The organism is Rhodocyclus tenuis (assembly GCF_014197755.1).
Lineage (GTDB): Bacteria > Pseudomonadota > Gammaproteobacteria > Burkholderiales > Rhodocyclaceae > Rhodocyclus > Rhodocyclus tenuis.
Genome location: NZ_JACIGE010000004.1, coordinates 155,718 through 181,428 on the forward strand (window position 1 = coordinate 155,718; position 25,711 = coordinate 181,428).

Annotated in this window: 21 protein-coding genes; 10 read left to right on the forward strand and 11 right to left on the reverse strand. The window is 64.3% G+C overall.

All coding sequences use genetic code 11. The features are described from left to right. Positions 1–324 precede the first annotated feature (324 nt). Positions 325–2,703, forward strand: coding sequence for a phosphoenolpyruvate synthase (gene ppsA / locus GGD90_RS07185; RefSeq protein ID WP_228273657.1), 2,379 nt, complete (start codon positions 325–327; stop codon positions 2,701–2,703). A gap of 81 nt (positions 2,704–2,784) precedes the next feature. Here ppsA and GGD90_RS07190 read toward each other — a convergent pair whose 3' ends face one another. After that, complete coding sequence (locus tag GGD90_RS07190) at positions 2,785–3,399, reverse strand: trimeric intracellular cation channel family protein (RefSeq protein ID WP_153115590.1); 615 nt, start codon at positions 3,397–3,399, stop codon at positions 2,785–2,787. Then, a complete protein-coding gene (gene smpB, locus GGD90_RS07195; protein WP_267904051.1) occupies positions 3,399–3,848 on the reverse strand; it encodes an SsrA-binding protein SmpB in 450 nt (149 codons plus the stop codon). The genes GGD90_RS07190 and smpB overlap by 1 nt, the downstream gene beginning before the upstream one ends. A gap of 79 nt (positions 3,849–3,927) precedes the next feature. Between smpB and GGD90_RS07200 the strand changes: the two genes are divergently transcribed. Together GGD90_RS07200 and GGD90_RS07205 are read left to right on the forward strand one after the other, a co-directional pair. Continuing rightward, positions 3,928–4,377, forward strand: a complete 450-nt coding sequence (locus tag GGD90_RS07200; RefSeq protein WP_153115592.1) for a type II toxin-antitoxin system RatA family toxin — start codon at positions 3,928–3,930, stop codon at positions 4,375–4,377. Beyond that, positions 4,364–4,696 carry an RnfH family protein gene (locus GGD90_RS07205; RefSeq protein ID WP_153115593.1) on the forward strand — a complete coding sequence of 111 codons (333 nt, stop codon included), beginning with the start codon at positions 4,364–4,366 and terminating at the stop codon, positions 4,694–4,696. The genes GGD90_RS07200 and GGD90_RS07205 overlap by 14 nt, the downstream gene beginning before the upstream one ends. A 17-nt stretch (positions 4,697–4,713) precedes the next feature. On the opposite strand, the gene GGD90_RS07210 is transcribed toward GGD90_RS07205, so the two are convergent. Continuing rightward, positions 4,714–5,157 carry a DUF4124 domain-containing protein gene (locus GGD90_RS07210; protein ID WP_184414993.1) on the reverse strand — a complete coding sequence of 148 codons (444 nt, stop codon included), beginning with the start codon at positions 5,155–5,157 and terminating at the stop codon, positions 4,714–4,716. A gap of 62 nt (positions 5,158–5,219) precedes the next feature. Between GGD90_RS07210 and guaB the strand changes: the two genes are divergently transcribed. From guaB to GGD90_RS07225, 3 genes are all read left to right on the forward strand, one after another. Beyond that, complete coding sequence (gene guaB, locus GGD90_RS07215) at positions 5,220–6,680, forward strand: IMP dehydrogenase (protein WP_153115595.1); 1,461 nt, start codon at positions 5,220–5,222, stop codon at positions 6,678–6,680. A gap of 124 nt (positions 6,681–6,804) precedes the next feature. Further along, on the forward strand, positions 6,805–8,370 hold the full coding sequence (guaA, locus tag GGD90_RS07220; protein ID WP_153115596.1) for a glutamine-hydrolyzing GMP synthase: 1,566 nt from the start codon (positions 6,805–6,807) through the stop codon (positions 8,368–8,370). A gap of 231 nt (positions 8,371–8,601) precedes the next feature. Next, positions 8,602–8,952, forward strand: coding sequence for a hypothetical protein (locus GGD90_RS07225; protein WP_153115597.1), 351 nt, complete (start codon positions 8,602–8,604; stop codon positions 8,950–8,952). 36 nt (positions 8,953–8,988) lie between these two features. On the opposite strand, the gene GGD90_RS07230 is transcribed toward GGD90_RS07225, so the two are convergent. From GGD90_RS07230 to GGD90_RS07260, 7 genes are all read right to left on the reverse strand, one after another. After that, complete coding sequence (locus GGD90_RS07230) at positions 8,989–9,429, reverse strand: PACE efflux transporter (protein ID WP_153115598.1); 441 nt, start codon at positions 9,427–9,429, stop codon at positions 8,989–8,991. A gap of 141 nt (positions 9,430–9,570) precedes the next feature. After that, a complete protein-coding gene (ahpF, locus tag GGD90_RS07235) occupies positions 9,571–11,133 on the reverse strand; it encodes an alkyl hydroperoxide reductase subunit F (RefSeq protein ID WP_153115599.1) in 1,563 nt (520 codons plus the stop codon). A gap of 121 nt (positions 11,134–11,254) precedes the next feature. Further along, entirely contained in the window at positions 11,255–11,821 is a 567-nt protein-coding gene (gene ahpC, locus GGD90_RS07240) for an alkyl hydroperoxide reductase subunit C (protein ID WP_153115600.1), read from the reverse strand. Between the two features lie 153 nt (positions 11,822–11,974). Continuing rightward, a complete protein-coding gene (locus tag GGD90_RS07245; protein ID WP_153115601.1) occupies positions 11,975–13,105 on the reverse strand; it encodes an ABC transporter permease in 1,131 nt (376 codons plus the stop codon). Between the two features lie 13 nt (positions 13,106–13,118). Beyond that, the gene (locus GGD90_RS07250; RefSeq protein WP_153115602.1) at positions 13,119–14,042 is read right to left on the reverse strand and encodes an ABC transporter ATP-binding protein; all 924 of its coding nucleotides are present in this window, start codon (positions 14,040–14,042) and stop codon (positions 13,119–13,121) included. 1 nt (position 14,043) lies between these two features. After that, positions 14,044–15,090 (reverse strand): HlyD family secretion protein, encoded by a 1,047-nt coding sequence (locus tag GGD90_RS07255; RefSeq protein ID WP_153115603.1) that lies wholly within the window; start codon positions 15,088–15,090, stop codon positions 14,044–14,046. Beyond that, on the reverse strand, positions 15,074–15,766 hold the full coding sequence (locus GGD90_RS07260; RefSeq protein ID WP_153115604.1) for a TetR/AcrR family transcriptional regulator: 693 nt from the start codon (positions 15,764–15,766) through the stop codon (positions 15,074–15,076). Before GGD90_RS07260 ends, GGD90_RS07255 begins: the two co-directional genes overlap by 17 nt. 291 nt (positions 15,767–16,057) lie before the next feature. Here GGD90_RS07260 and GGD90_RS07265 point away from each other — a divergent pair, with 291 nt between their 5' ends. The 4 genes from GGD90_RS07265 to GGD90_RS07280 all read left to right on the forward strand — a co-directional run bounded on the left by GGD90_RS07265 (position 16,058) and on the right by GGD90_RS07280 (position 24,596). Continuing rightward, positions 16,058–17,230 (forward strand): response regulator, encoded by a 1,173-nt coding sequence (locus tag GGD90_RS07265; protein ID WP_153115605.1) that lies wholly within the window; start codon positions 16,058–16,060, stop codon positions 17,228–17,230. After that, positions 17,227–21,225 carry a response regulator gene (locus GGD90_RS07270; RefSeq protein ID WP_153115606.1) on the forward strand — a complete coding sequence of 1,333 codons (3,999 nt, stop codon included), beginning with the start codon at positions 17,227–17,229 and terminating at the stop codon, positions 21,223–21,225. Before GGD90_RS07265 ends, GGD90_RS07270 begins: the two co-directional genes overlap by 4 nt. A gap of 205 nt (positions 21,226–21,430) precedes the next feature. Then, entirely contained in the window at positions 21,431–22,261 is an 831-nt protein-coding gene (locus GGD90_RS07275) for a nuclear transport factor 2 family protein (protein WP_184414995.1), read from the forward strand. 193 nt (positions 22,262–22,454) lie between these two features. Beyond that, positions 22,455–24,596, forward strand: coding sequence for an autotransporter domain-containing protein (locus GGD90_RS07280; protein WP_153115607.1), 2,142 nt, complete (start codon positions 22,455–22,457; stop codon positions 24,594–24,596). Positions 24,597–24,643: 47 nt separating this feature from the next. Here the strand turns inward: GGD90_RS07280 and GGD90_RS07285 are convergent, their stop codons facing one another. Continuing rightward, entirely contained in the window at positions 24,644–25,621 is a 978-nt protein-coding gene (locus GGD90_RS07285) for an AAA family ATPase (RefSeq protein WP_228273658.1), read from the reverse strand. Positions 25,622–25,711: the final 90 nt, after the last annotated feature.

Here is a 25,711-nt window from a genome sequence, read left to right on the forward strand (position 1 = left end):
GTAAGGGCCGGATTATCTCTGATTCGAAGGCAGGTCGGGCAATTGCCGGTCTTTCCGGGGATGTATGCAAGGGCGCCGGGCGAATGTCTGACCTTGCCGCGCCAAGCCAGGTGCCGACTGGCTTGTCTGGTTCTGGCGCCGCTGCCGGCGTGGCTCCCGCTGCGCCGTCGTCATTGGGCTGCGCTGTGGCGTTTGTCCGCGAAAGCGGGCTTAACCAGCAGGAAAAGTGCCGTGAAAAGTGGTAATGTTGCGCTTTTTTTCGACCGGCGATCCGCACTTTGCGGCTTGGCGCGTCGGCTTTCTTTTGATCAGGGGCGAAATACGGTGGCAACGAACGAATATGTGATCAGCTTCGAGCAACTGCGCATGAGCGATGTCGAGCGTGTCGGCGGCAAGAACGCCTCGCTGGGCGAGATGATCAGCCAGTTGGCGAATTCCGGCGTTCGCGTTCCCGGCGGCTTTGCGACGACGGCGCAGGCTTACCGTGATTTCCTGGCGCACGAGGGGCTGGCGGCGCGCATCGAAGAGGAACTGTCGACGCTCAATGTAGATGACGTGAACGCGCTGGTCGCCAGTGGTGCGCGCATCCGTCAGTGGATCATCGACACGCCGCTGCCGCCGGCACTCGACGCAGCGATCCGCGAACACTACACCGCGCTGGTTGCCGATTCGGGCGAAGGAATGAGCTTTGCCGTGCGTTCGTCGGCCACCGCCGAGGATCTGCCCGACGCGTCCTTTGCCGGTCAGCAGGAAACCTTCCTCAACATCGAAGGCTTCGACAACATCCTGCACGCGATCAAGGAAGTCTTTGCCTCGCTGTATAACGACCGCGCCATCGCCTACCGCGTGCATAAGGGTTTCGTGCACGCCAACGTCGCCCTGTCGGCCGGTGTGCAGCGCATGGTCCGTTCCGATACCGGCGCCGCCGGCGTCATGTTCACGCTCGATACCGAGTCGGGCTTCCGCGACGCGGTGTTCGTCACCTCGTCCTACGGCCTCGGCGAAACCGTCGTGCAGGGCGCGGTCAATCCCGACGAGTTCTACGTGCACAAGCCGATGCTCGCCGCCGGCAAGCATGCGGTGATCCGCCGCAACCTCGGTTCGAAGCTGATCAAGATGATCTTTGCCGGCGAGAAGGTCGCCGGCCGTTCGACACGCACCGTCGATGTGCCCGAAAGCGACCGTCACCACTTCTCGATCAACGACGCCGAAGTCGAGGAACTGGCGCGTTACGCGATGATCATCGAGAAGCACTACCAGCGGCCGATGGACATCGAGTGGGGCAAGGACGGCCGCGACGGCCGCATCTACGTGCTGCAGGCGCGTCCGGAAACGGTCAAGTCGCAGGAAGGCGCCGGCCGCCTGCAGAAATTCCGCCTCAATAGCTACTCCAAGGTGCTCGCTTCCGGTCGTGCCATCGGCCAGAAGATCGGCGTTGGCCCGGTGCGCATCGTGCATGACCCGCGTGAAATGGACAAGGTGCAGCCCGGCGACGTGCTCGTTGCAGACATGACCGACCCGAACTGGGAGCCGGTGATGAAGCGCGCCTCGGCGATCGTCACCAACCGCGGCGGTCGTACCTGCCACGCGGCGATCATCGCGCGCGAACTCGGCATTCCGGCGATCGTCGGCTGTGGTGACGCGACCGAGACGCTGGGCGAGGGCGATCTGGTCACCGTTTCCTGCGCCGAAGGCGATACCGGTCACGTCTATCGCGGCCGCCTCGATTTCGAAGTCATCTCGCGCGACATTTCGGCGATGCCCGAGGTGCCGGTGAAGGTGATGATGAACGTCGGCAACCCCGAACTGGCCTTCGAGTTTGCGCAGCTGCCGAACGCCGGCGTCGGCCTTGCCCGCGTCGAGTTCATCATCAACAACGTCATCGGCGTGCATCCGAAAGCGATCCTCGACATCGACCGCCTGCCGGCTTCGCGGCGCGAGGAAATCGAGCGCCGTGCGCGCGGCTACGCCGATGCCAAGACCTTCTTTGTCGAAAAGCTGGTCGAGGGCGTGTCGACCATCGCCGCCGCTTTCTGGCCGAAGCCGGTGATCGTTCGTCTCTCGGACTTCAAGTCGAACGAATACCGCAAGCTGCTTGGCGGCGATGTGTACGAGCCGGAAGAAGAAAATCCGATGCTCGGCTTCCGCGGCGCTTCGCGCTACATCGCGCACAGCTTCCGCGACTGTTTCGAGCTCGAATGTCTGGCCATGAAGAAGGTGCGCGAGGAAATGGGCCTGACCAACGTGCAGCTGATGGTGCCTTTCGTGCGCACCGTCGGCGAAGGCGCGGCGGTCGAGCAGCTGCTCGCCGAGCATGGCCTGAAGCGCGGCGAGAACGATCTCAAGCTGATCATGATGTGCGAGATTCCGTCGAATGCGTTGCTCGCCGACGAATTCCTCGAGCACTTTGACGGCTTCTCGATCGGCTCGAACGATCTGACGCAGCTGACGCTCGGTCTCGACCGCGACTCCGGTCTGGTCGCGTCCCTTTTCGACGAACGCGATCCGGCGGTGAAAACGCTGCTGGCGATGGCGATTGCCGCATGCAACCGGCAGGGCAAGTACATCGGCATCTGCGGCCAGGGCCCGTCGGATCACCCCGATCTGGCCGAATGGCTGATGGATCAGGGAATCAGCAGCATCTCGCTCAACCCCGATACCGTGGTCGATACCTGGACGCGCCTGGCGGCGCACCGCAACTGAGTGCAGTGATTGCCTGGTTTGCATGCGCCAGCACGGCGCATGCAGCAAGGAAAGCCCGCCGCAGCAAACGGCGGGCTTTTTTTACGACGGGGCGTTGAAAGTCGGCAGGCGGATGCGGAAACGGATCGCCGCCGCGCGCAGCACGAGAATGACCGCCATCGCCACCCACGCGGCAGTCGTGCCGTCGACACCAAGCTCCTGCAGGCCGATCAGCGTCAGCGCGCCGACCCAGGCAACGGTCGCGTAAAGCTCGCCGGGCAGGAAGATCAGCGGCACCTGGTTGCAGAACACGTCGCGCAGCACGCCGCCGAAAACACCGGTGACGACGCCCATCACCGAGGCGACGAGCCAGGGGGCGTGCCATTGCAGCGCCGCCTGCGCACCGACGACGCTGAACAACGCCAGACCGACGGCATCCGGGTAGAGGAACAGCTGTTCGGAGATCGGCCGCTGGCGTGCCCAGAAGAAGGTGAGGACCGCCACCGCGATGGCGGTCGCCAGATAGGCCTGATCGGCTACCCAGAACACTTCGCGGTTGAGCAGGACATCGCGTAGCGTGCCGCCGCCGATTGCCGTCGCCGTGGCGACTGTGATCGCGCCGACCATGTCCATGTGCTTGCGTTCGGCTTCGAGCACGCCGGTGATCGCATTGACCGCAACGGCGGCCATGCCTGCCCAGTAGAGCAGCGCTTCCATCAGACCTTGACGCGGATCAGGCGCTGCTTCTCGCGCTCCCAGTCGCGTTCCTTTTCGGCATCGCGCTTGTCGTGCATCTTCTTGCCCTTGGCCAGACCGATCGCCGCCTTGATGCGTCCGCGCGTGTAGTGCAGATCGATCGGCAGCAGTGTATAGCCGGCGCGTTCGACCTTGCCGATCAGCTTGCTGATTTCCTTGGCGTGCAGCAGCAGTTTGCGCGTCCGCGTCGGGTCGGGGCTGACGTGCGTCGACGCCGCCAGCAGCGGCGTGATGTGCATGCCGAAGATGAACATTTCACCGTCGCGGATGACGACGTAGGATTCCTTGATGTTCGCGCGGCCGGCGCGGATCGCCTTTACTTCCCAGCCGGCGAGCACGATTCCGGCCTCGAACTGTTCTTCGATGAAGTAATCGTGGAAGGCTTTCTTGTTGGCGATGATGCTCATCAGTGCGGTGCTTTCGCGGGGTTTTGCGCTAGAATCCGCGATTCTACAGGATTGGCAAGGCGCGGCGGAGGCGCGGGGACAGATGGCATTGGTCGAAAAATCGGTCCTGATCGAGCGTTCGGCGCGGCAGATGTTCGATCTCGTCGATGCTGTCGAACACTATCCGGCTTTCCTGCCCTGGTGCAGTCAGACGCAACTGAAGTTCCGCGACGAGAAGAAAACGGTCGCCACGCTGTTCATCAATTATCTGAGCGTGAAGTCGCATTTCACGACCGAGAACGACAAGGAAATCCCGCTCTGGATGAACATCAAGCTGGTCGACGGCCCGTTCCGCCGGCTTGAGGGGATGTGGCGCTTCAAGCCGCTTGGCGAAACCGCGTGCAAGGTCGAGTTCCAGCTCTCCTACGAGTTTTCCAGCAAGATGTTTGAGAAAGTGATCGGCCCGGTGTTCAGCCAGATCATCAACACCTTCGTTGATGCCTTCGTCAGGCGCGCTTCGGTCGTTTATGGAAACGAAAATGACGGCAAGTAATCCGGCGGGTGTCCGTGTCGAAGTCGTGTACGCACTGAGCGAGCGGCAGGAGCTGGTGCCGCTGAGCCTGTCAGAAGGGGCAACCCTGAAGGACGCGCTCGAGGCTTCCGGCCTGCTGCAGAAGTATCCGGAAATCGATCTGGCGAAGAACAAGTTCGGTATCTACGCCAAACTGTCGAAGCCAGATACGCTGCTGCGCGACCGCGACCGCATCGAAATCTACCGGCCGCTGATTGCCGACCCCAAGGAAATGCGCAAACAGCGTGCTTCCGAAGGCAAGGTCATGAAAAAGGGCGCCGGCGAAGCTGACGCTGCCTGAGCGAGGAAGCCTCGGCGCTACTTGCAGAGCGACTGCACGGCCTGCCGCGCGCGCACGATTTCCTGCTCGCGTTGCGCGTCATCGAGGAAATAGCGCTCGCCCTGACTGTCTCGCAGTGCGACGCGCTCACCTGATTCGAGTACCTGCAGCTGACTGCGTGCGCGTTCGCAATTTGCCTTGTTTTCGCTGGCTTCGGCCTGTGCGCGCTGGTCCTTCTCGGCTTTTTCCTGCGTTTCCTGGCGCCGTTTGCGGAAAGCGAGCTCGCGGTCGGCGGCGGATGCCGGCGCCGTACTGGCCGATGCCGGTGCTTCGGCGTCGATCTTGCGCACCTCGCGCTGCACGCTGGCCGGCGGCTTGTCCGACATCACCGTGCGCCCGTTGGCGTCCTTCCACTGGTAGATTTCCGCGCTGGCACCGGTGACTGCCAGACAGGTGGCGATGCAGAACAGGGTGCGTTTCATGGTCATCCAAGGGCAACAAAGCTTGCTGTATAATACGTTTTTGTAAGCTCGGAACAAAGGCCATGCGTTTAATCCAAAAGGCGTTGACGTTCGATGACGTTCTGCTGGTTCCTGCACACTCTGCAATCCTCCCCCGCGATGTCAGCCTGAAGACACGGCTGACGCGCAACATCACACTTGATCTGCCGCTGGTGTCCGCCGCCATGGACACCGTTACCGAAGCCCGGCTGGCCATCGCGCTGGCGCAGGAAGGCGGCATCGGTATCGTGCACAAGAATCTCAGCCCGAAGCAGCAGGCGGCCGAGGTGTCGAAGGTCAAGCGCTTCGAGTCGGGCATTCTCAAGGATCCGATCACCATCCCGCCGAACATGTCGGTGCGCGAGGTGCTGGCGCTGACGCGCATGCACAAGATTTCCGGCCTGCCGGTGGTCGATGGCAAGCTCGTCGTCGGTATCGTCACCAACCGCGACCTGCGTTTCGAGACCAATCTCGACCAGCCGGTGTGCAACATCATGACGCCGCGCGAGCGTCTGGTGACGGTGAAGGAGGGCGCTTCGGTTGCCGAAGGGCAGGCGCTGATCCACAAGCACCGGCTCGAACGCGTTCTCGTCGTCAATGACGATTTCGAGCTGCGCGGCCTGATCACGGTCAAGGATATCTTGAAGTCGACCGAACACCCGAACGCCAGCAAGGACGCTTCCGGCCGCCTGCGCGTCGGCGCCGCGATCGGCGTCGGCCCGGGTACCGAAGAGCGTGCAGAACTGCTCGCCGAGGCCGGCGTCGATGCGCTGGTGGTGGACACCGCGCACGGTCACTCGCAGGGCGTGCTCGACCGCGTGCGCTGGGTCAAGCGCAATTTCCCGCAGGTCGAAGTCATCGGCGGCAACATCGCCACCGCCGAAGCGGCGCTGGCACTGGTCGAATACGGCGCCGACGGCGTCAAGGTCGGCATCGGCCCCGGTTCGATCTGCACCACGCGGATCGTCGCCGGGGTTGGCGTGCCGCAGATCACTGCCATCCAGAACGTCGCCGAAGCGCTGCGCGGCACTGGCGTTCCGGTCATCGCCGACGGCGGCGTGCGCTACTCGGGCGACATCGCCAAGGCGATCGCCTCCGGTGGCGATGTCGTCATGCTCGGCGGCCTGTTCGCCGGTACCGAAGAAGCGCCCGGCGAGGTCGAGCTGTTCCAGGGCCGTTCGTATAAGTCCTACCGCGGCATGGGCTCGATCGGCGCCATGGCTGCCGGCGCTGCCGACCGCTACTTCCAGGAAACGACTGCCAACGTCGACAAGCTGGTGCCGGAAGGTATCGAAGGTCGCGTGCCTTACAAGGGCTCGGTGCTGGCGGTGATCCATCAGCTGATGGGCGGTTTGCGCTCGTCGATGGGCTACCTCGGTTGTGCGACGATCAGCCAGATGCATGCGCAGGCGACTTTCGTCGAAATCACTTCCGCCGGTGTCCGTGAGTCGCATGTGCACGACGTGCAGATCACCAAGGAAGCGCCGAACTACCACGTGGACTGAGCGGCGTCACTGCTCGTCCGGGGCGGCCTTCGGGTCGCCCTTTGTTTTAAGTTGTTCCCGAAAACTTCCGTCGTTTCCGATACTGTTTTCGATATCCGTTTCCGATCCCTTTTCCGAGGCGTCCATGGCCCACAAGAAGATCCTCATCCTCGATTTCGGCTCGCAGGTCACGCAGCTGATCGCCCGCCGCGTGCGCGAACAGCAGGTCTATTGCGAACTGCATCCCTTCGACGTCAGCGACGAGTTCATCCGCGACTTCGGCGCCAGCGGCATCATCCTCTCGGGCGGCCCGAACTCGGTCTATGAAGCGGCTGACTGGCGGGCGCCGCAGGCGGTCTTCGAGATCGGCGTGCCGGTGCTCGGCATCTGCTACGGCATGCAGACAATGGCGGCACAGCTGGGCGGCAAGGTCGAAGGTTCGGCAACGCGCGAGTTCGGTTACGCGACGCTCGAAGCGGCTGCCGATTCGGCGCTGTTCCGCGGCCTCGCCGACAGCCACACGGCTGATGGCCAGCCACAGCTCGAGGTGTGGATGAGCCACGGCGACAAGGTGGTCGAGCTTCCGGCCGGCTTCCGCGTCACCGGCAGCAACGCGTCGACGCCGATCGCCGCGATGGCCGACGAAGCACGCCAATTTTACGCTGTGCAATTCCACCCGGAAGTGACGCACACGCTCAAGGGCCGCGAGATGATCGCGAACTTCGTGCACGACATCTGCGGCTGTGGTCGCGACTGGACGATGCCCGGCTACATCGACGAGGCCGTCGCGCGCATCCGCGAGCAGGTCGGCAGCGACGAGGTGATCCTTGGCCTCTCCGGCGGCGTCGATTCGTCGGTTGCCGCGGCGCTGATCCACCGCGCCATCGGCGACCAGCTCACCTGTGTCTTCGTCGATAACGGCCTGTTGCGCCTGAACGAGGCTGAACAGGTGATGCAGACCTTTGCCCGCAACCTCGGCGTTCGCGTCATCCACGTCGACGCGACGGCGCAGTTCATGGGTCACCTCCAGGGCGTTTCCGACCCCGAGGCGAAGCGCAAGATCATCGGCCGCGAGTTCGTCGAGGTCTTCCAGGTCGAGGCGCAGAAGCTGCCGGCGGCGCGCTGGCTGGCGCAGGGAACGATCTACCCCGACGTGATCGAGTCGGCCGGCGGCAAGACCAAGAAAGCGCACACGATCAAGAGCCACCACAACGTCGGCGGCCTGCCCGAAACGCTCAAGCTCAAGCTGCTCGAACCGCTGCGCGAGCTGTTCAAGGACGAAGTGCGCGAGCTCGGCGTCGCGCTCGGCCTCGCGCACGAAATGGTCTATCGCCATCCCTTCCCCGGTCCGGGCCTTGGCGTACGCATCCTCGGTGAAGTGAAGAAGGAGTTCGCCGACCTGCTGCGTCGCGCCGACGCGATCTTCATCGACGAACTGCGTGCCGCCGACTGGTACGACAAGACCAGCCAGGCCTTCGCCGTCTTCCTGCCGGTGAAGAGCGTCGGCGTCATGGGTGACGGCCGCACCTACGAATACGTCGTCGCGCTGCGTGCTGTCGAGACGCAGGACTTCATGACCGCGCGCTGGGCCGAACTGCCGCACAGCCTGCTCGGCAAGGTGTCGAACCGCATCATCAACGAAGTGCGCGGCATCAACCGCGTCGTCTACGACATCTCGGGCAAGCCGCCGGCGACGATCGAGTGGGAATAGGCGAGCATTGTTGCCAGCCTTAGCTAGGCGCGAGGAACAAAAAAGCCCCGAATTCCGGGGCTTTTTTCATTTCTCGATGGCCGCGGTGCGCAGGCATTTCACTTGGTGCGAGAATAGCCGCACAGCGCTCCGCTCAAGCCAGTTGCATAGTCCGCGTGCGTGCGGTGGCGTGCCGCTCCCTTGGAGAAGTCCGCTTCTCTTGTAGTCCTGCATCCGTTGAGAGGTTCCGTCATGCCTGAACGAGGAAACTACGACATTCCCGCGCTGCGCGAAAAGATGCACGAACACCTCGCGGAAAACGCCGAGGCCTATCCGCTGCAACTGGAGCTGCGTTTTCCGCAGATTCTGGCCAGACTGGTCGAACTCTGGGGAACGGCTGATCTCGATCATTACCTGAACAGCCTGATGGTTGCCGACCGTTCGGATCGCCAGGGCTTTCCTTCCGACGCGGCGCGCGAGATTTTCCGCCTGTCGGTGATTCACGGCGCGCTCGGGCTGGCGCCAAAGCCTTCCGGTACGGGCTGGATGGGCGTTGGCGACCTTGAGATCGACCGCTATTTCGAGAAGAAACACAGCGTGTAAGGCTGATGGCGGGTCGTTGCCGCCTTTGCTCCGGCGCTATTTCTCGCGGATCGGGAAATACCGGTCGTAGGCCAAGTTAAAGAGCAGCGCATAAACCGTGTAGGCGATCGCCAGCCCGATGTCGGCGATCAGCGCTTCGAGCCAGCCCATGCTCGTCCACCAGACGATCACCGGCAAGGTCATGATCAGCAGGCCGCCTTCAAAGCCGATCGCGTGCAGCAGACGCAGCGGCCAGGGCCGGCGGTCGGCGGTGCGCCCGGTCAGGCGCCCCTCGCTCCAGTCGAAAGCGGTGTTATACGCGCCGTTCCACAGCGAGGCCATCAGCGCCAGCACGGCGAGCAGGCCGATCGACTCGGTGAGCGGAACGCCGCTGGCCCAGGTAAAGGGCGGCGTGATCAGCAGCAGGCCGCCGACTTCAAACAGGGCAATCTGCCGCAGTCGGTCGGCGAAGGAACGCAATACAGGTTTTTTGTGCACGGGCAATGCTTCGGTTTGGTGAGGAGAGGTTTGGGAGCGGGTGAGCGGGTGAAAGCGCGAAAGGGCGCAGGATAAACGCAAAAAGCCTGCAGCTTGCGCTGCAGGCGTGCTCTGCCGTCGGGAAGCGGCTGGCGGCGTCGCTTAAAGCGGCGCCGAACTGCGGATCAGGTGGTCGAAGGCCGACAGGCTGGCCTTGGCGCCTTCGCCCATGGCGATGATGATCTGCTTGTAAGGAACCGTCGTGCAGTCGCCGGCGGCGAAAACGCCGGGCAGCGAGGTCTGTCCCTTGGCGTCGATGACGATTTCGCCGTGCTTCGACAGTTCGAGCGTTCCCTTGAGCCAGTCAGTGTTCGGCAGCAGGCCGATCTGCACGAAGATGCCTTCGAGTTCGAGTCGGTGTGCCTCGCCGCTGGCGCGGTCCTTGTACAGCAGCGCATTCACCTTCTGTCCGTCGCCGGTGACTTCGGTCGTTTGCGCCCCCTTGATCACCGTCACGTTGGGCAGGCTGTAGAGCTTCTTCTGCAACACCGCGTCGGCGCGCAGTTCGTCCATGAACTCGATCAGCGTCACGTGGGCGACGATGCCGGCGAGATCGATCGCTGCCTCGACGCCCGAGTTGCCGCCACCGATCACCGCCACGCGCTTGCCCTTGAACAGCGGGCCGTCGCAGTGCGGGCAGTAGGCGACGCCCCTGGTGCGGTACTCGGCTTCGCCGGGAACGTTCATTTCGCGCCAGCGCGCGCCGGTGGCGAGGATCACCGTCTTGCTCTTCAGTACGGCGCCGCTTTGCAGGCGCACTTCGAGCGGGCCGCCATCGGCACCGGCTTGCAGCGCTTCGGCACGCTGCAGGTTCATGATGTCGACCGGGTATTCGCGCACGTGCTGTTCGAGTGCCATGGCAAGCTTCGGTCCCTCGGTTTCCTTCACCGAAATGAAGTTCTCGATGCCCAGCGTGTCAAGCACCTGGCCGCCGAAGCGCTCGGCGACGACGCCGGTGCGGATTCCCTTGCGCGCAGCGTAGATCGCCGCCGCTGCGCCGGCCGGGCCACCGCCGACGACGAGCACGTCGAAGGCGTCCTTGGCGCCGATCTTTGCCGCCTCGCGCGCCGTCGCGCCGGTGTCGAGCTTGGCGAGGATTTCCTCGGCGCTCATGCGTCCCTGGCCGAACAGTTCGCCGTTCAGGTAGATCGCCGGCACGCCCATGATCTGGCGCTCCTCGACTTCTTTCTGGAACATGCCGCCGTCGATCATCGTCGCTTCGAAGGCCGGGTTGAGCACGACCATCGTGTTCAGTGCCTGCACCACGTCGGGGCAGTTGTGGCAGGAAAGCGAGATGAAGGTCTCGAAACTGAACTTCCCTTCGATCGCCTTGAGCTGCTCGATCACCTCGGCGTCGAGCTTCGGCGGATGGCCGCCGGTCTGCAGCAGTGCGAGCACCAGTGAGGTGAATTCATGCCCCATCGGGATTCCGGCGAAGTGGATTCGCGGCACTTCGCCGCGGCGGGCGATGCCGAAAGAGGGGCGGCGGGCGTTGTTGCCGTCTTCGCGCACACTGACCTTCTCGGAAAGCGCGGCGATATCGTGCAGCAGGCCACGGATTTCCTGCGCCTTGGTGCTGTCGTCGAGCGACGCCACCAGCTCGATCGGCTGGACGAGGCGGGTCAGGTAGGCCTGTAACTGGTTCTTGATGGTGGTGTCGAGCATGGTTTTCTCCCTTGTGCGTTCTTGCATCGAATCGTAATGAAAAGGCGCCAGGACTGGCGGTGCTGGCGCCTTTGCGCTGCGATCCGGGCCGCCCGCAGGCGGCCGCGGAAATTGAGTCGTCCTAGATCTTGCCGACCAGATCCAGCGACGGGGCGAGCGTGGCGTCGCCTTCCTTCCACTTGGCCGGGCAGACTTCACCCGGGTGGCTGGCAACGTACTGCGCCGCCTTGACCTTGCGCAGCAGTTCCGAAGCGTCGCGGCCGATGCCGCCAGCGGTGATTTCGATGATCTGGATCTTGCCTTGCGGGTCGATGACGAAGGTGCCGCGGTTGGCGATACCGGCTTCCTCGATGAGCACTTCGAAGTTCTTCGAGATGGCATGCGTCGGGTCACCGACCATCACGTACTCGATCTTGCCGATGGTTTCCGAGCTGTCGTGCCAGGCCTTGTGCGTGAAGTGCGTGTCGGTCGACACGGCGTAGATCTCGACGCCGAGCTTCTTGAATTCGGCGTAGTTGTCGGCGAGGTCGCCGAGTTCAGTCGGGCAGACGAAGGTGAAGTCGGCGGGGTAGAAGAAGACGACCGACCACTTGCCCTTCAGGTCGGCGTCGGAGACGTCAACGAACTTGCCAGCGTGGAAAGCGGTTGCCTTGAACGGCAGGATTTCGGTGTTGATCAGCGATGACATGGTGCATTCTCCTTGCATGGGTTTGGGGGAAATGGCCTGAAAAACTTGGTGTTGCGGCTGCCACGGGTTGAATAATAAGGGGCGCGCGAAGATTGTTCCAATGGATTGATTTGATCGGTGCAATAGCTTTTCGCTATTTACCTTGCTGCAGAATCAGTCCAGCGTCTTGCGGAAGGTCTTCACTCCAAGTGCAAGGACGGCGGCGATGAACGCGAACAGCGGCCACAGATGCGGCAGCAGCGTCTCGATGCCGTTGCCCTTGAGCAGGATGCCACGAACAAGGATGAGGAAGTGCGTCAGCGGCAGGCAGTTGCCGATCATTTGCGCCCAGTCGGGCATGCCGCGGAAGGGGAACATGAAGCCGGAGAGCAGGATCGACGGCAGGAAGAAGAAAAACGTCATCTGCATCGCCTGCAACTGGTTGCGCGCCAGCGAACTCAAGGTGATGCCGAGCGTCAGGTTGGCGCAGATGAAGATGAAGACGATCGCGTAGAGCAGCAACAGGCTGCCTTCCATCGGCACCATGAAGATCCAGCGCGCGGCGAGCAGCACCAGCGTCACCTGCAGCAGGCCGATCAGGATGTAGGGGACGATCTTGCCGGTCATGATCTCGAACGGCGTCGCCGGCGTTGCCAGCAGGTTTTCGAAGGTGCCGCGCTCGCGCTCGCGCGTCATCGCCAGCCCGGTCATCAGCACCATGGTCATGGTCAGGATAACGCCGATCAGTCCGGGGACGATGTTGTACGAGCTCTTGCCCTCGGGGTTGTAGCGCTTGTGAACGCGCAGTTCGACGCTCTTGCCCGCTGGCGGCCGGTAGCCGGGCAGCAGCGGCGTGAACACCTCGTCGCCGAGTTTCTCGAGAACGCTGGTGGCACCGCCGGCGGCGATCGGGTCGGTGGCGTCGACCTCGACCAGAATCGGCGGCCGCTCGCCGCGTACCAGCGCGCGCTCGAAGTCGGGCGGGAAACTGACGACGAACTGCACCTCGCCGCGCGCCAGCATTTCACCGGCCTCTGCTTCGCCAAGAGGACGCTCGCTGACTGCGAAATACTCGCTGTTCTTCATCGCCGCCACCCAGGCACGCGCCAGCGGCCCGGCGTCGCTGACGACCACCGCCGTTGGCAGATGTTTCGGATCGGTATTGATGGCAAAGCCGAACAGCAGCAGCTGCAAGATCGGAATGCCGACGATCATGCCGAAGGTCAGCCGGTCGCGGCGCAGCTGGATGAACTCTTTGATGATGATGCCGAACCAGCGGCGCAGCGAGGCGGAGGCGGTGTTCATGGCGGTCTTCCGCTCAGGCCGCCAGCGGATCGCTGGTGTTTTGCATCAGGTCGATGAAGGCGTCTTCGAGCGAGGGCTTGCCGTGCGCGACGGCCAGCCCGTTGGCCGCGGCGAAGCGCGCGAGTTCGCCGCCGAGGCCGTTGTCGGCACCGCCGCTGACATGCAGTTCGGCGCCGAAGCTGGCGACCAGGCGCACGCCGGGCAGCGCGCGCAACGCGCTGCTGTGGCGCTGAACGTCGTCGCCGCGGACGATCCAGGTGGACAGCCCACGTGCGCTGACGATTTCGGCCGGCGTGCCGGTTGCCAACAGCTGTCCCCAGGCCAGGTAGGCGAGGCGGTGGCAGCGCTCGGCTTCGTCCATGTAGTGCGTCGACACCAGTACGGTGATGCCGGCCGCCGACAGCTGGTGAATCTGCTCCCAGAAATCGCGGCGCGCTTTCGGGTCGACGCCGGCGGTCGGCTCGTCGAGCAGCAGCAGGCGCGGGCTGTGCAGCAGGCACGCAGCGAGCGACAGGCGCTGTTTCCAGCCGCCCGAGAGCGTGCCGGCGAGCTGCTTCTGCCGGCCGTCGAGGCCGAGCGTGGCGATCGCCTGCGCGACGGCAGCGCTACGCTCGGCAACGTCGAACATGCGCGCGACGAAGTCGAGGTTTTCGGCAATGGACAGGTCGTCCCACAGCGAGAACTTCTGCGTCATGTAGCCGACCTGGCGCTTGATGCGCGCGCTCTCGCGCAGAACGTCGAAGCCGAGGCACTGGCCTTCGCCCGAATCGGGACGCAGCAGGCCGCACAGCATGCGGATCGACGTTGTCTTGCCGCTGCCGTTGGGGCCGAGAAAACCGAAAATCTCGCCTTCCTCGACCTGCAGGGCGAGGTCGCGGACGACGTGGCGCTCGCCGAAGTGCTTGTTCAGCCCGCGCACGTCGATCGCCGGCGCCATGTCACTGCTCCAGCGCGCGCACGTCGAGTGGCTGGCCCGGGCGCAGGCGCACGGCGTCGGCCGCCGCCGGCCGGGCCTCCACGCGGAAGACCAGCTTCTCGCGTGAATCGCGGCTGTAGATCACCGGCGGTGTGAACTCGGCGCGTGGCGAGATGAAGTCGATGCTGCCGCGGATCGGCGTTGCGCAGCCATCGCAGCTCGCTTCGACCGTTTGTCCGGGCTTGAGCGTGGCGATCTGCGCTTCCGGCACGAAGAAGCGGATTCGCCGCCGATCGTCGGGCAGCAGGCTCGCCACCGGCTGCCCGGCGGCAACCCACTCGCCGGGGCGGTAATAGGTTTCGGCAATCTCGCCGGCGGCCGGCGCGCTGACGTGCTTCTGCGCCATCTGCCAGCGTCGACGCTCGGCTTCGGCTTGCGCCGCGCTCGCTTCGGCAGCGGCACCGCGCACTTCCGCGGCGCGGCCCAAGCTCGTGCGGGCATTTGCCAGATCCTGGCGCGCGGCGTCGCTCGCTGCGGCATCGCGCGCCTGCGCAGCACGCGCTTCGTCGAGGCGCGTTGGCGCGACGAAGCCCTTCGCAGCCAGCGCCTGTTGCTGCGCCAGCTGCGTTTCGGAGAGGCGCTGGCTCGCTTCGGCGGCGCGCAGACGCGCGGCCAGCGCCTCGATTTCGGGCGTGCGTCGCGGCGTATCGAGGTTCTTCAGCTTTTCGGCCGCGGCAGTGACACGCGCGTCGGCTTCGGCGACCGACTGCCGGTCGGGGTCGGCGGCGAGCGAAAAGACCGGCGCGCCAGCGGCGACGCGTTCGCCGCGTGGCGCGTCGAGCGTCGCCAGATAGCCGGCGGCCGGTGCCGACAGGTAGAGGTATTCGCCTTCGGCGTAGCCGGTGAACTGTCCGGATGGCGTTTTCTCGCAGGCGGTGACGAACAGCGTCGCGCAGAGTGCGAGGGTGAGTCGGCACCGGATCGCCCGCGCGCGTCGCGACGGTGGCACGGCGCGCCCGTCAGGCAAGGCCGCCAGTGCTGCCGGTCGTGCTTCAGATGAATGGATCATGATCGTTCCCCATTGCGGTTCGGCCCGCCGGCAGCAGGCCTTGCAGCAGGGCAGCGACGCCGTGACTGACTTCGCGCTGCGAAGTCTCGTCGAGTCGTGCCTGATGCATCACGGCAAGTCCGACAAGACTGGCGTGGAAGAGCAGGGCGCTGTCTTCGTCGTCCGCCAGGCCGGCGCCGGCGAGCAGCCCGCGAACATGCTGGCGCATGCGGCCGACGAAAGCGCGCAAGGCGATGCGGATTTCCGGCTCGGCGTCGGCAGCGACGATCAGCCCCAGTATCGCGCGCGGCGGCACGCCTTCGACGATCCGCTCGCTCAGCACGCTGGCGAGTGTCGATGCCGAAGCGGCAGCGGATTTGCCGGCGGTGGCGGCTGCCGGCGGCGCGGCTGGCGTGCTTCTGTCGCTGGCTGGCACCGCCTTCGGCGGCGTCGCCAGAGCCTCTTCCATGCCGAGGATGGCGTGTTCGGCGATGGCCAGCAGCAGATCGGTGCGCGTTGGAAAGTAATAGGTGAGGTGGCTCTGTTTCAGGCCGGCACGCTGCGCGACGCGGGTCTGTGTCAGGGTCGAGATGCCGCCATCGCGCAGCAGCGCGACGCCCGCATCGAGCAGTGCCGAGCGTGTCGAGCCGGCGCCGGTGCGCGGCTGTAGCCTTGGCGGAACGATCTTCTTCTGCATGATTTGGTAATCTTACCAAGCAATTCCGGGTGCGCGCGACAAGGATCGCTTGGTAGTCGCTTGAGCGCCTTCTTCTGGCGGCGCTCCGGGCCTGCGGGCGTTGCTCCCGGGCCTGCCGATGCAGCACTGCGATCGATGGCGAAATGTCTGTATTTGAAACGGATATTGAATGTTCTGTTAGAGTTTCCCCTGCCCTGAAAAATCCCTTCGGGATAGGTCGCGTGCTGCAGCTGTTTGGCCCGGTCGCGTTGCGTAGCCGTCGGCCCGGCAGAATGTCCCTGTGGAGAACCGATGCTTTCAGACTTGAACGCCGCGGAGACTTCCTCAACGAGAATTCTCGTTGTCGATGACACTCCGGATAATCTCGCCGTACTCGGCGAACTGCTCGCGCCGCACTATCAGGTGCTGGTCGCGAACTCCGGTCCACGCGCGCTGCAACTGGCAGGCATGACGCCCAAGCCCGAGCTGATCCTCCTGGACGTGATGATGCCCGGGATGAGTGGTTACGAAGTCTTCGACATACTCAAGTCGGACCCGGAAACCGCTGATATTCCGGTGATTTTTGTGACCTCGCTGGCAAGCGTCGAGGAAGAGGAACACGGACTTGATGTCGGTGCTGCCGACTACATCAGCAAGCCCGTCCGGCCGGCAATCGTGCTCGCCAGAGTGCGGTCGCAACTGCAGCTCAAGCGCGCGCGCGACCAGTTGCGCAAGCAGAACAGCTTCCTCGAAGGCGAAATCACGCGGCGCCTGTCCGACTACACCGCCGCCCAGGATGTCAGTATCCACGCGCTGGCGCGTCTGGCCGAAAAGCGCGATCCGGAAACCGGCAACCATCTGATGCGCACACGCGAATACGTGCGCTGTCTGGCGGAAGGACTGCGTCATCACCCGCGCTTTTCGGCTTTTCTCACCGAACGCAACATCCAGATGCTGCCCAAGTCGGCGCCGCTGCACGATATCGGCAAGGTCGGCATTCCCGACCATATCCTGCTCAAGCCGGGCAAGCTGACGCCCGAAGAGTGGGAGGTCATGCGCACACATGCCAAGATGGGCAGCGACGCCATCGAGGCGGCCGAACACGACGCCTTGCAGTCGGTCGAGTTCATGATGCTGGCCAAGGATATTGCGCATTACCACCACGAGAAGTGGGATGGCAGTGGTTATCCGGACGGGCTCGCCGGCGACGCCATTCCGATTGCGGCGCGTCTGATGGCACTTGCCGACGTTTTCGACGCGCTCATCTCGCGCCGGGTCTACAAACCGCCGATCGCTTTCGACAAGGCGCGCGACATCATCATTCACGGCCGCGGCAGCCACTTCGATCCCGATGTGGTCGAAGCTTTTACGACGGCTTTTGAAGAGTTCTGTGCGATCGCCGGGCACTATTCGGACAGCGACGAGATACTGCGGGCGAACGAAGAACTTGTTCGTACTCTGGCTGAGCGCAAGAAAGATCAATGATGGAAGCGACTGAGTGGTCGCGGGCCGGCCTTGCGGCCTGGCCGCTCAAGCTCAAGCTCGCGCTTTTCAGCGTCGCCATTTTCGTGCTCGGCATCGCCTCGCTGGCCTGGTACGTTGTCGAAGGGCTGCGCAAGGATTTCAGTTCGCTGATCGCGGCAGAGCAGCAGACCACGGTGAATTTCGTCGCGCGCACGCTCGAACGCGAGATCGACTTGCGGCGCAATGCCCTGCTTGCCCTGTCAGACCAGGTGTCGACCATCCTGCGCGAGGATCCGGGACGCCTCGACGAATTCATGGCCTCGCGCGTCGTGTCGACGACCATCTTCACGCGCGACGTCTATGTCATCTCGCGCCGGGGTATCCGCATCAGCGAGGTGCCGGCGCGCGGAGCAAAAGGCAGCAGCTACGTCGACACCGACTATTTCAAGGAGGTACTGGCGACCGACAAGCCGGTGATCACTTCGCGCATCGGGCGTTTCGCCAAAACACCGGTGATCATCGTCGCCGTGCCGGTTCATGATGCGTCCGGAGAGATCATTGCCGTGCTTTGCGGTTCGGAACTGATCGCCAAAGGCAGCGCTTTCCATTTTCCCGGCGAAGTGCGTAACGGCGAGACCGGCGGTTTCCACGTCATGTCGCTCAAGGACGGCGTCTTTGTCGCCAGCACCGACGCCAGTCGCGTCCTGCGGCCACTGCCGAAGGAGGGCGAAAGTCCGCTGTTTGATCGGCGTCGTCAGGGCTATCTCGGCCCCGGAATGGCAGTCGATTCAAAGGGCGTGGAGATATTCAGCCACGCCAGTCGCGTTCCGGGCGCCGAATGGCTGGTCATCGCCTATCTGCCGACCGCCGAAGCGCTGGCCCCCGTGCAGAACGTTGGCGCCCGCATCTATGGCGGCGCCGTGCTGGTCGCGCTGCTGGTTGGGCTGCTGACCTGGCTCTATCTGCGCCGCGAACTGGCGCCGCTGGAAAACGCCGCCGAACGGCTTTCCCGGCGAGGGATGGGGGCGCTTGCGGCCGAGTCATCCGCAGCCGACGACGGGGCAGCGGCGGAGGCGATCGATTCGGGCGAACTGCAACTCGAGCCGCTGGTAATCGACGGCAGCGGCGAGATCCGTCTGCTGCTGTCGAGCATCAACCTGCTGCAGTCACGTGTCTCGTCACAGCATGCGCTGATCCGGCACGAGCGCGACCAGCTTGAGGCGAAGGTCGCCGAACGCACGCACGAACTGGTCGCACTCAATGCCGACCTCTATGCCCGTTCGCTGGAAATCGAGGACCTGTACAACCATGCGCCCTGCGGCTACCACTCGCTCGATGCGCAAGGCGTCGTTCAGCGCATCAACGATACCGAGCTTGCCTGGCTGGGCTACACGCGCGAGGAAGTGGTCGGCAAGAAACGTTTTTCCGATCTGCTGACGCCGGCCGGACGCCAGCTGTTCGCAGAGAACTTCCCGCAGTTCAAGCGGAGCGGTTTTGTGCGCGAACTCGAATTCGAGTTGCAGCACAAGGACGGCAGCCATCGCTCCGTGCTGGTCAGCGCCATCATGATCAGCGACGCCGAAGGCAACTTCTTATCGACGCGCTCGATGGCTTTCGACAACAGCCAGCACAAGCGCCTGCAAGCCGCCTTGCGCGAGAGCGAGTCACGCCTGAGCCGGATCATCGAGCAGGCGCCGATCGGCATGGCCATCGCCGACACGACGACGCGCTTCCGCATCGTCAATCGCGCCCTGTGTACGATGTTCGGCTACGAGCGCGACGAACTGCTTGGCCTGTACATGGCCGACGTGACGCATCCCGAAGATCGGCAAATGTTGAGCGGATCCGCGCAAAGTCTGCTCGAAGGGCGCACCGATGCCTATGTCGAGGAGCGCCGCTACCTGCGCAAGAATGGCGAAATCATCGAAGGGATGGCAACGGTGTCGGTCGAACGCGATGATTCCGGCAAGCCGCGACATCTGATCGGGCAGATCCAGGACATCTCGGCGCGCAAGGCCTGGGAGCGCAAGATCGCCGCGCTGAATGTCGAACTGGAAAGGCGCGCCGAGGAGGCCGAGATTGCGACGCGCGCCAAGAGCGTGTTCCTCGCCAACATGAGCCACGAAATCCGCACGCCGATGAATGCCATCATCGGCTTTGGCCATCTCGCCGAGCGCAACGCCGAAGACCCCAGACAGCGCGAACTGCTGCACAAGATATCGCTGGCCTCGCACCATCTGCTGCAGGTGATCAACGACGTTCTCGACATCTCGAAAATCGAAGCCGGCAAGCTGGTTCTCGAGAAAGTCGACATCGAGATGGAGCACCTGCTCGATGACGTCTGTGCGCTCGTTCTGCAGCGCGCTCAGGAGAAGGGGCTGGAACTCGTTCTCCGCCTGGATCACGGTCTCTATCGCGTACTGCGCGGCGACCCGACGCGGATCAGGCAGGCCCTGCTCAATTACGCCGGCAATGCGATCAAGTTTACCGAGCGCGGTTCGGTCATTCTCTCGGGGCGGATACTCGAAGAGACTGCTGCTGACATGCTGGTGCGTTTCGAGGTGCGTGACAGCGGCATCGGCATCGCAGCCGACTCGCAGGAACGGCTTTTCAGCGCCTTTGAACAGGCGGACGGATCGACGACGCGCAGGTTCGGCGGCACCGGTCTTGGCCTGGCGATCAATCGGCGTCTGGCGGAACTGATGGGTGGCGAGGTCGGTGTCGAAAGTGCGCCCGGCGAAGGCAGCACTTTCTGGCTGACGGCAAGGCTGGAGAAGAGCGAACGCAAATTGTCGCGACCACTGGTGTCCAGCCTGCGCGGCGCGCGCGCGCTGGTCGTTGATGATCTTTCCGAGGCGCGGACGACGCTCGCCGACATGCTCACTGCGCTTGAGCTGCAGGCTGATGTTGCGGCCTCAGGCGAAGAAGCGCTGCCGATCATCATCGAAGCCGACGCGGCGGGAAGGCCCTACGATCTCGTCGCACTCGACTGGCGCATGCCCGGGCTCAATGGTCTGCAGACCGCACAACGCATTGCCGAAGCGGGCTTGCGTCGCCGACCGGCCTATTTGCTGGTCACCGCCTATGACGAAGCCACCATTCGCGAAGAAGCGCCACGGGCGGGCTTTGACGCCATCCTCGTCAAACCGGTGACGCAGTCTTCGCTGCACGACACGCTGCTCCGCGTTGTCAGCAGGAGCGACGAAACGAGCCCCGTGCCGCCGCACGCGGCGTCGTCGGCCGAGCGCCTGCTGGCGAGGCACTGTCGTGGCGCGCGCATCCTGCTCGTCGAGGACGACGAGACCAACCGCGAGCTTGCCCTGCGACTGCTGCAGTGTGCCGGCCTGCAGGCGGACATTGCCGTTGATGGCGGTCAGGCCGTGGCCATGGCCGGGAAAGATGCCTATGACCTGATCCTCATGGATGTGCAGTTGCCCGAGCTCGATGGCTATGAAAGCACGCGGGCCATCCGTGCCCTGCCCGGGAACGCGCAAACGACCATCATCGCCATGACCGCCAGCACTTTCAGCGAGGACAAGCAGCGTTGTGCGGAAGCCGGCATGAACGATCACATCGGCAAGCCGCTGGAGCCGGCGCTCATGTTTGCCAGGCTGCTGCACTGGTTGCCGCGTACTACCGACGACCTGTCCGCCGGCGGCGATGACCCGGCCGCGCCAGCGGCAGGCGCAGTGTCCGCGCATGAACCGGCGGTGACTGCTGCGCTGTCCGGCAAATCCGCGCGGACGTCGTCGCCGCCGGACGACGCGACGGCAAGCCCGGCGAGTGCGCTGGCCGCTTGGCCGCAGCTTGAGCAGGATCTGCTGCGACTCGAACTCCTGTTGGGCTCGGGCAGTTTCGAGGCGACGCAAGTCGCGCGCGATCTCGCCGCGCCACTGGCTGTCATCCTCGGCGAGTCCGGCAGAGAATTTGCTCACCGCATGGCGCGCTTCGATTTTGAAGGCGCCCGCCGCTTGCTCGCCCGTTACTGGCAGGCGGAGAACGATCCGGCACGCTAGTGTTGATCGTCGCTTGCTGCTGGCTGCCGGCGACTGGTGAAGGATCGTAAGACCTGCAGCCAGCAACGGCGCTCAGCGAATACAGCGGATTCATGCCGAAGGAATTTTTCTGGCAGGGCTGTCGCCGGTGTCGGCGTGGCGGGGCTTTTTATTGAGAATGGCTTGCGCTAAGGTGTCGCCTCGACAGCCCCTTCCGTTTCGCAGCATGAAGCTCCCACGCAAGCGCCTCATCAGTGCCCTGTTCAAGAATTACATCAGAATGTACGCCGCACGCGATGCGCGTCTGATCGAGCATTTCAGCGAGAATTTCAGCGGCTACACCGGTGGCGGCGACTTCATTGTCGGTAATGCGAGCGAATGGGCTGACATCACCCGGCTCGATTTCGCCCAGGTTCCGACACGCATCCGCATCGAAATGCTCGATCTGCTGCTGCGTGACCTGAGCGACAGCGTCGTCCTCGCCACCGCCTTGTTCCACATCCATCTGCCGACGCCGGAGCCGATTCTCTCGCGCGAGGCGGTGCGCCTGTCGCTGGTATTCGTGCAGGAAGACGGCGACTGGAAAGTCGCCCACAGCGGCATTTCCGTTCCCTACTTCCTCGTCGGGAAAGGCGAGGTCTACCCGATCAAGGGCCTCTACGGACAGAATCAGGAACTGGCGCTGTTGCTCAAGGAGAGCAAGCGTGCGCTGGCCGAAGCCACGCGTCAGCTGGACGCCCTCAAGCAGGTCAGTCATCAGGTGCGCGCCTATCTCGAGACCTGCCTCGAAAGCGACCCCGACATCGAAACCGTCGCCGATGTGCTCGGTTATTCCCGGCGGACGCTGACGCGCCGGCTCGGTGAGGAAGGCAGCAGCTTCCTGCAGATCAAGGATTGCCTGCGCCGCGCGCTGGCACTGCAATTGCTGGCGACCGGCCGCTGGTCGGTCGAAGCCATCTCGGCGCGCGTCGGCTTTGCCGACCTGACGACCTTTCATCGCGCCTTCCGCAAGTGGACGGGAACCACGCCGCTGGGCTATCAGCGCTCAAGCGCGTAGCGCTCGCGCCGGCCAGATGCGGCGCCGTCGATCGGCATAAATCAAGCGAATTGAGGTTTTCCGCGATTCTGGCCTGAATTGCCAATGAACTGGCCTGAAATGCTAAGCATGGCAGCGTTTCGGCGGGTAGACTCCGCAGCCTTCATCGAGGCCGGAACAGCCCGTTCCGGTCGTTTCCTGTTGCGAACAGACCATGCCAAAACAGTTTTTTCAGTCCGGGCCGCAACAATGCGCGCCGCAACTCGCCATCAAGCCGCTGGCGCTGGCCGTGTCGCTGCTGTTTCTGGGGGCGGCGCAGTCGCTGGCCCACGCCGCCGATGGCTTGACCGAGCTGGAAGCAGCGTCCGAAGATGATGGCCCCCGCGTCAGCGGATCGGGGGATGTCGTGGTCGGCGGCGGCTACCGCGGCGCCAACGGCAATGGCCTTCCGCAAGCCTTTATCTGGACGGCCGCCGGCGGGATGCAGGAGCTGGGAACGCTGAGAGCGGACCGGAGCGGCAGGTCGGCGGCCTTGGGCGTCAACGCGACGGGTAGCGTGGTGGTCGGGCTGGCCGACAACGACACCGTCGGCACAAAGCGTGCATTCCGCTGGACCGCGGCGGATGGCCTGATGAGCAGCCTGGGGGTCTTGCCCGGCGGCGAGTCGGGGAGTTCGTGGGCCCGCGGTGTTAACGCGGCGGGGGATGTGGTTGTCGGTTGGTCCGACATCAGTGGTGGCGATCAGCATGCCTTTCGCTGGACGCTCAACGCCGGCAGCACGACGGCAGGCACGATGACCGACCTCGGCACGCTGAAGAGCGACAATACCGGTTCATCGGCTGCGTGCGGCGTCAATGCGAATGGCGACGTGGTTGTCGGCGAGGCCACTACCGCAAGTGGCGACTCCCACGCCTTCCGCTGGACGCTCAATGCCGGCAGCACGACGGCAGGCACGATGACCGACCTGGGCACGCTGGCGGGCGGCAATACCCGCGATTCGGTTGCGCTCGGCGTCAATGCGGCGGGCACCGTGGTGGTCGGCCGGGCCGAGATCGATAACGGTGACCGCCACGCCTTCCGCTGGACGCTCAATGCCGGCAGCACGACGGCAGGCACCATGAGCGACCTGGGGACACTGCGGGCCGACAATGCAGGTCTGTCGTTTGCCTACGGCGTCAATGCCGCCGGTGACGTGGTCGTCGGTGGTGCAGAGACGGACAGCGGCGTTCGAGCGTTCCGCTGGACCGCAGCGGGCGGGATGCAGTCGATCGAAAGCTGGCTTGCCGCCAATGGCGTCAGCGTCAGCGACAGCGCGGCAAAAACCGCCGCTGCTACTGGCGTCAGCGCCGACGGCAGGGTGGTGGTCGGTCTGCTCCAAAATGCGCACGCCTTCATCGCCCGCGTTGGCGGTGGCGCGGGCCTGATCGACCAGGTGGAGAATGCCAGGAGCCTGACGGCGACGTCGGCCAGCGTGCCGTCGCGGACGCTGCAGGAATCGAGCATGGTGATGCACGGCGCGCACGGTAGCCCGATGCGCGGCCTGCCCGGAGCCGGCAAGCAGAACGTCTGGCTCACCGGCGACCTGGGGCGCAGCAAGCACCAGGGCAATGACGGGCTGCAGGGCGCCGGCGAGTTCGGCTACGCGCGCGGATTGAGCGAGGCGCTGACGCTCAAGCTCGCCGTCGGCCAGACCTACAGCAAGCAGGACACGGCGTTCGGTGGCAACACCAGGGTCGATGGCAGCTATTTCATGCCGGAAGTCGTTGCCCGGCTCTACGGCACGGCGCTGCACGCCACCTTCAGCGGCTACTACAACCGCGGCGAAGCGCGCATGACGCGAGGCTACGACAACGCCGGCGTGCGCGAATACACGCAGGGCGAGGCCGATGTCGAGACCACCGCGGTGCGTGCCCGGCTCGACTGGCTGAACGCAGTCGAGTACGGCAATACCGCGTTCACGCCGTACGCCAGCGTGACGGACACCCGCACCACGGTGGCGGCCTATCGCGAAAGCGGCGGCGCGTTCCCGGCCAACTGGGCGGGCCGCGTCGAGCAATCGACCGAATCGCGCCTCGGGGTCGATGCCGTGCATCGCCTCGATGACAAGCTCAATCTGCTCGGCCGGCTGGAAAGCGCACACCGCTTCGAGGACACGGGCGCGCCCAGCACGGGCGATGTGGCGGGGCTGTACAGCTTCTCGCTGCCCGGACAGCGCTACAAGCGTGACTGGTGGCGCGCTGCGGTCGGCGTCGAGGGCGCGCTCGCTCAGGGCACGCTGTCGCTGATGCTCAACGGCAGCACGCAAGGCGAATCGACCGAGTACTGGGTGGCGGCGAGCTATCGCGTCGCGTTCTGAACGGCCGGGTGCGCCGCTATTGCTCAGGCGGATGTCGATGAGCGGCGCTACTCGAGCAGCGCCTCTTCAAACAGCGAACGGATGAGCACCCTGCGGATTTCCGGGCGGTCGGGCAGCTGGTAGAGCACCGGCGAGAGCATTTCCTCGAAGATGCCGCGCAGGCTGCGCGCGCCGACCTGGTATTCGCTCGCCAGCTCGGCGATCTGGTCGAACACCGGCGCTTCGATGCACAGTTCGACGCCCTCGTGTTTGAGCATCTCGCGGAACTGCTGATAGATCGAGTTGCGCGGCTCGACCATGATCTTCGCCAGCGCGTCGCGCGACAGTTCGCCAAAGCGCGCGATGATCGGCAGGCGGCCGGTGAATTCGGGAATCAGGCCGAACTCGATCAGGTCGGTCGGCTTGGTGCGTGCGTTCAGGCGGTCGAGCACGCTCTGGCTCTGCCCGGCCGAGGTCGAGATGAAGCCGTAGCTGTGGCTGCGCGCGGCGATCTTGTCGAGCCCGACGAAAGCACCGCCGCCGATGAAGAGAATGTCGGAGGTGTCGATGTCGCGACCGCCGCCGAGCTTGATGCGCGAACCTTCCATGATCTTGAGCAAGGCATGCTGCACGCGCACGCCGGCGCTGCCCTCGATCTGGCCGGCGGAGCTTTTCAGCTTGTCGATCTCGTCGATGAAGACGATGCCGCGCTGTGCCTTCGCCATGTTGCCGTCGGCGCGGTCGAGCAGACGCAGCAGAACGGCTTCGATTTCCTCGTTGACGTACTTCGACTGCGCCAGCGAGGTGGCGTCGGCGGTCACGAAGGGCAGGCCTAGCCCGCGCGACAGCGTTTCGCAGAGCAGCGTCTTGCCTGAGCCGGTGGGGCCGATGAGCAGGATGTTGCTCTTGGCAATGTCGAGGCCGGCTTCGCGCGCCTTCGCCAGCTTCTGGTAATGCGAATAGACGGCGACGGCGACGGTCTTCTTCGCCGCCTCCTGGCCGACCATGTACTGGTCGAGATAGCGCACGATCGAACTCGGGGTCATGCGCCTGGCCGGCGCAGCGGCATTTGCGGGCTTGGGATCGTCCATTGCGTCAGTGGGCTCGGCTACGGGCGCCAGCTGGCTGGCGCTTCT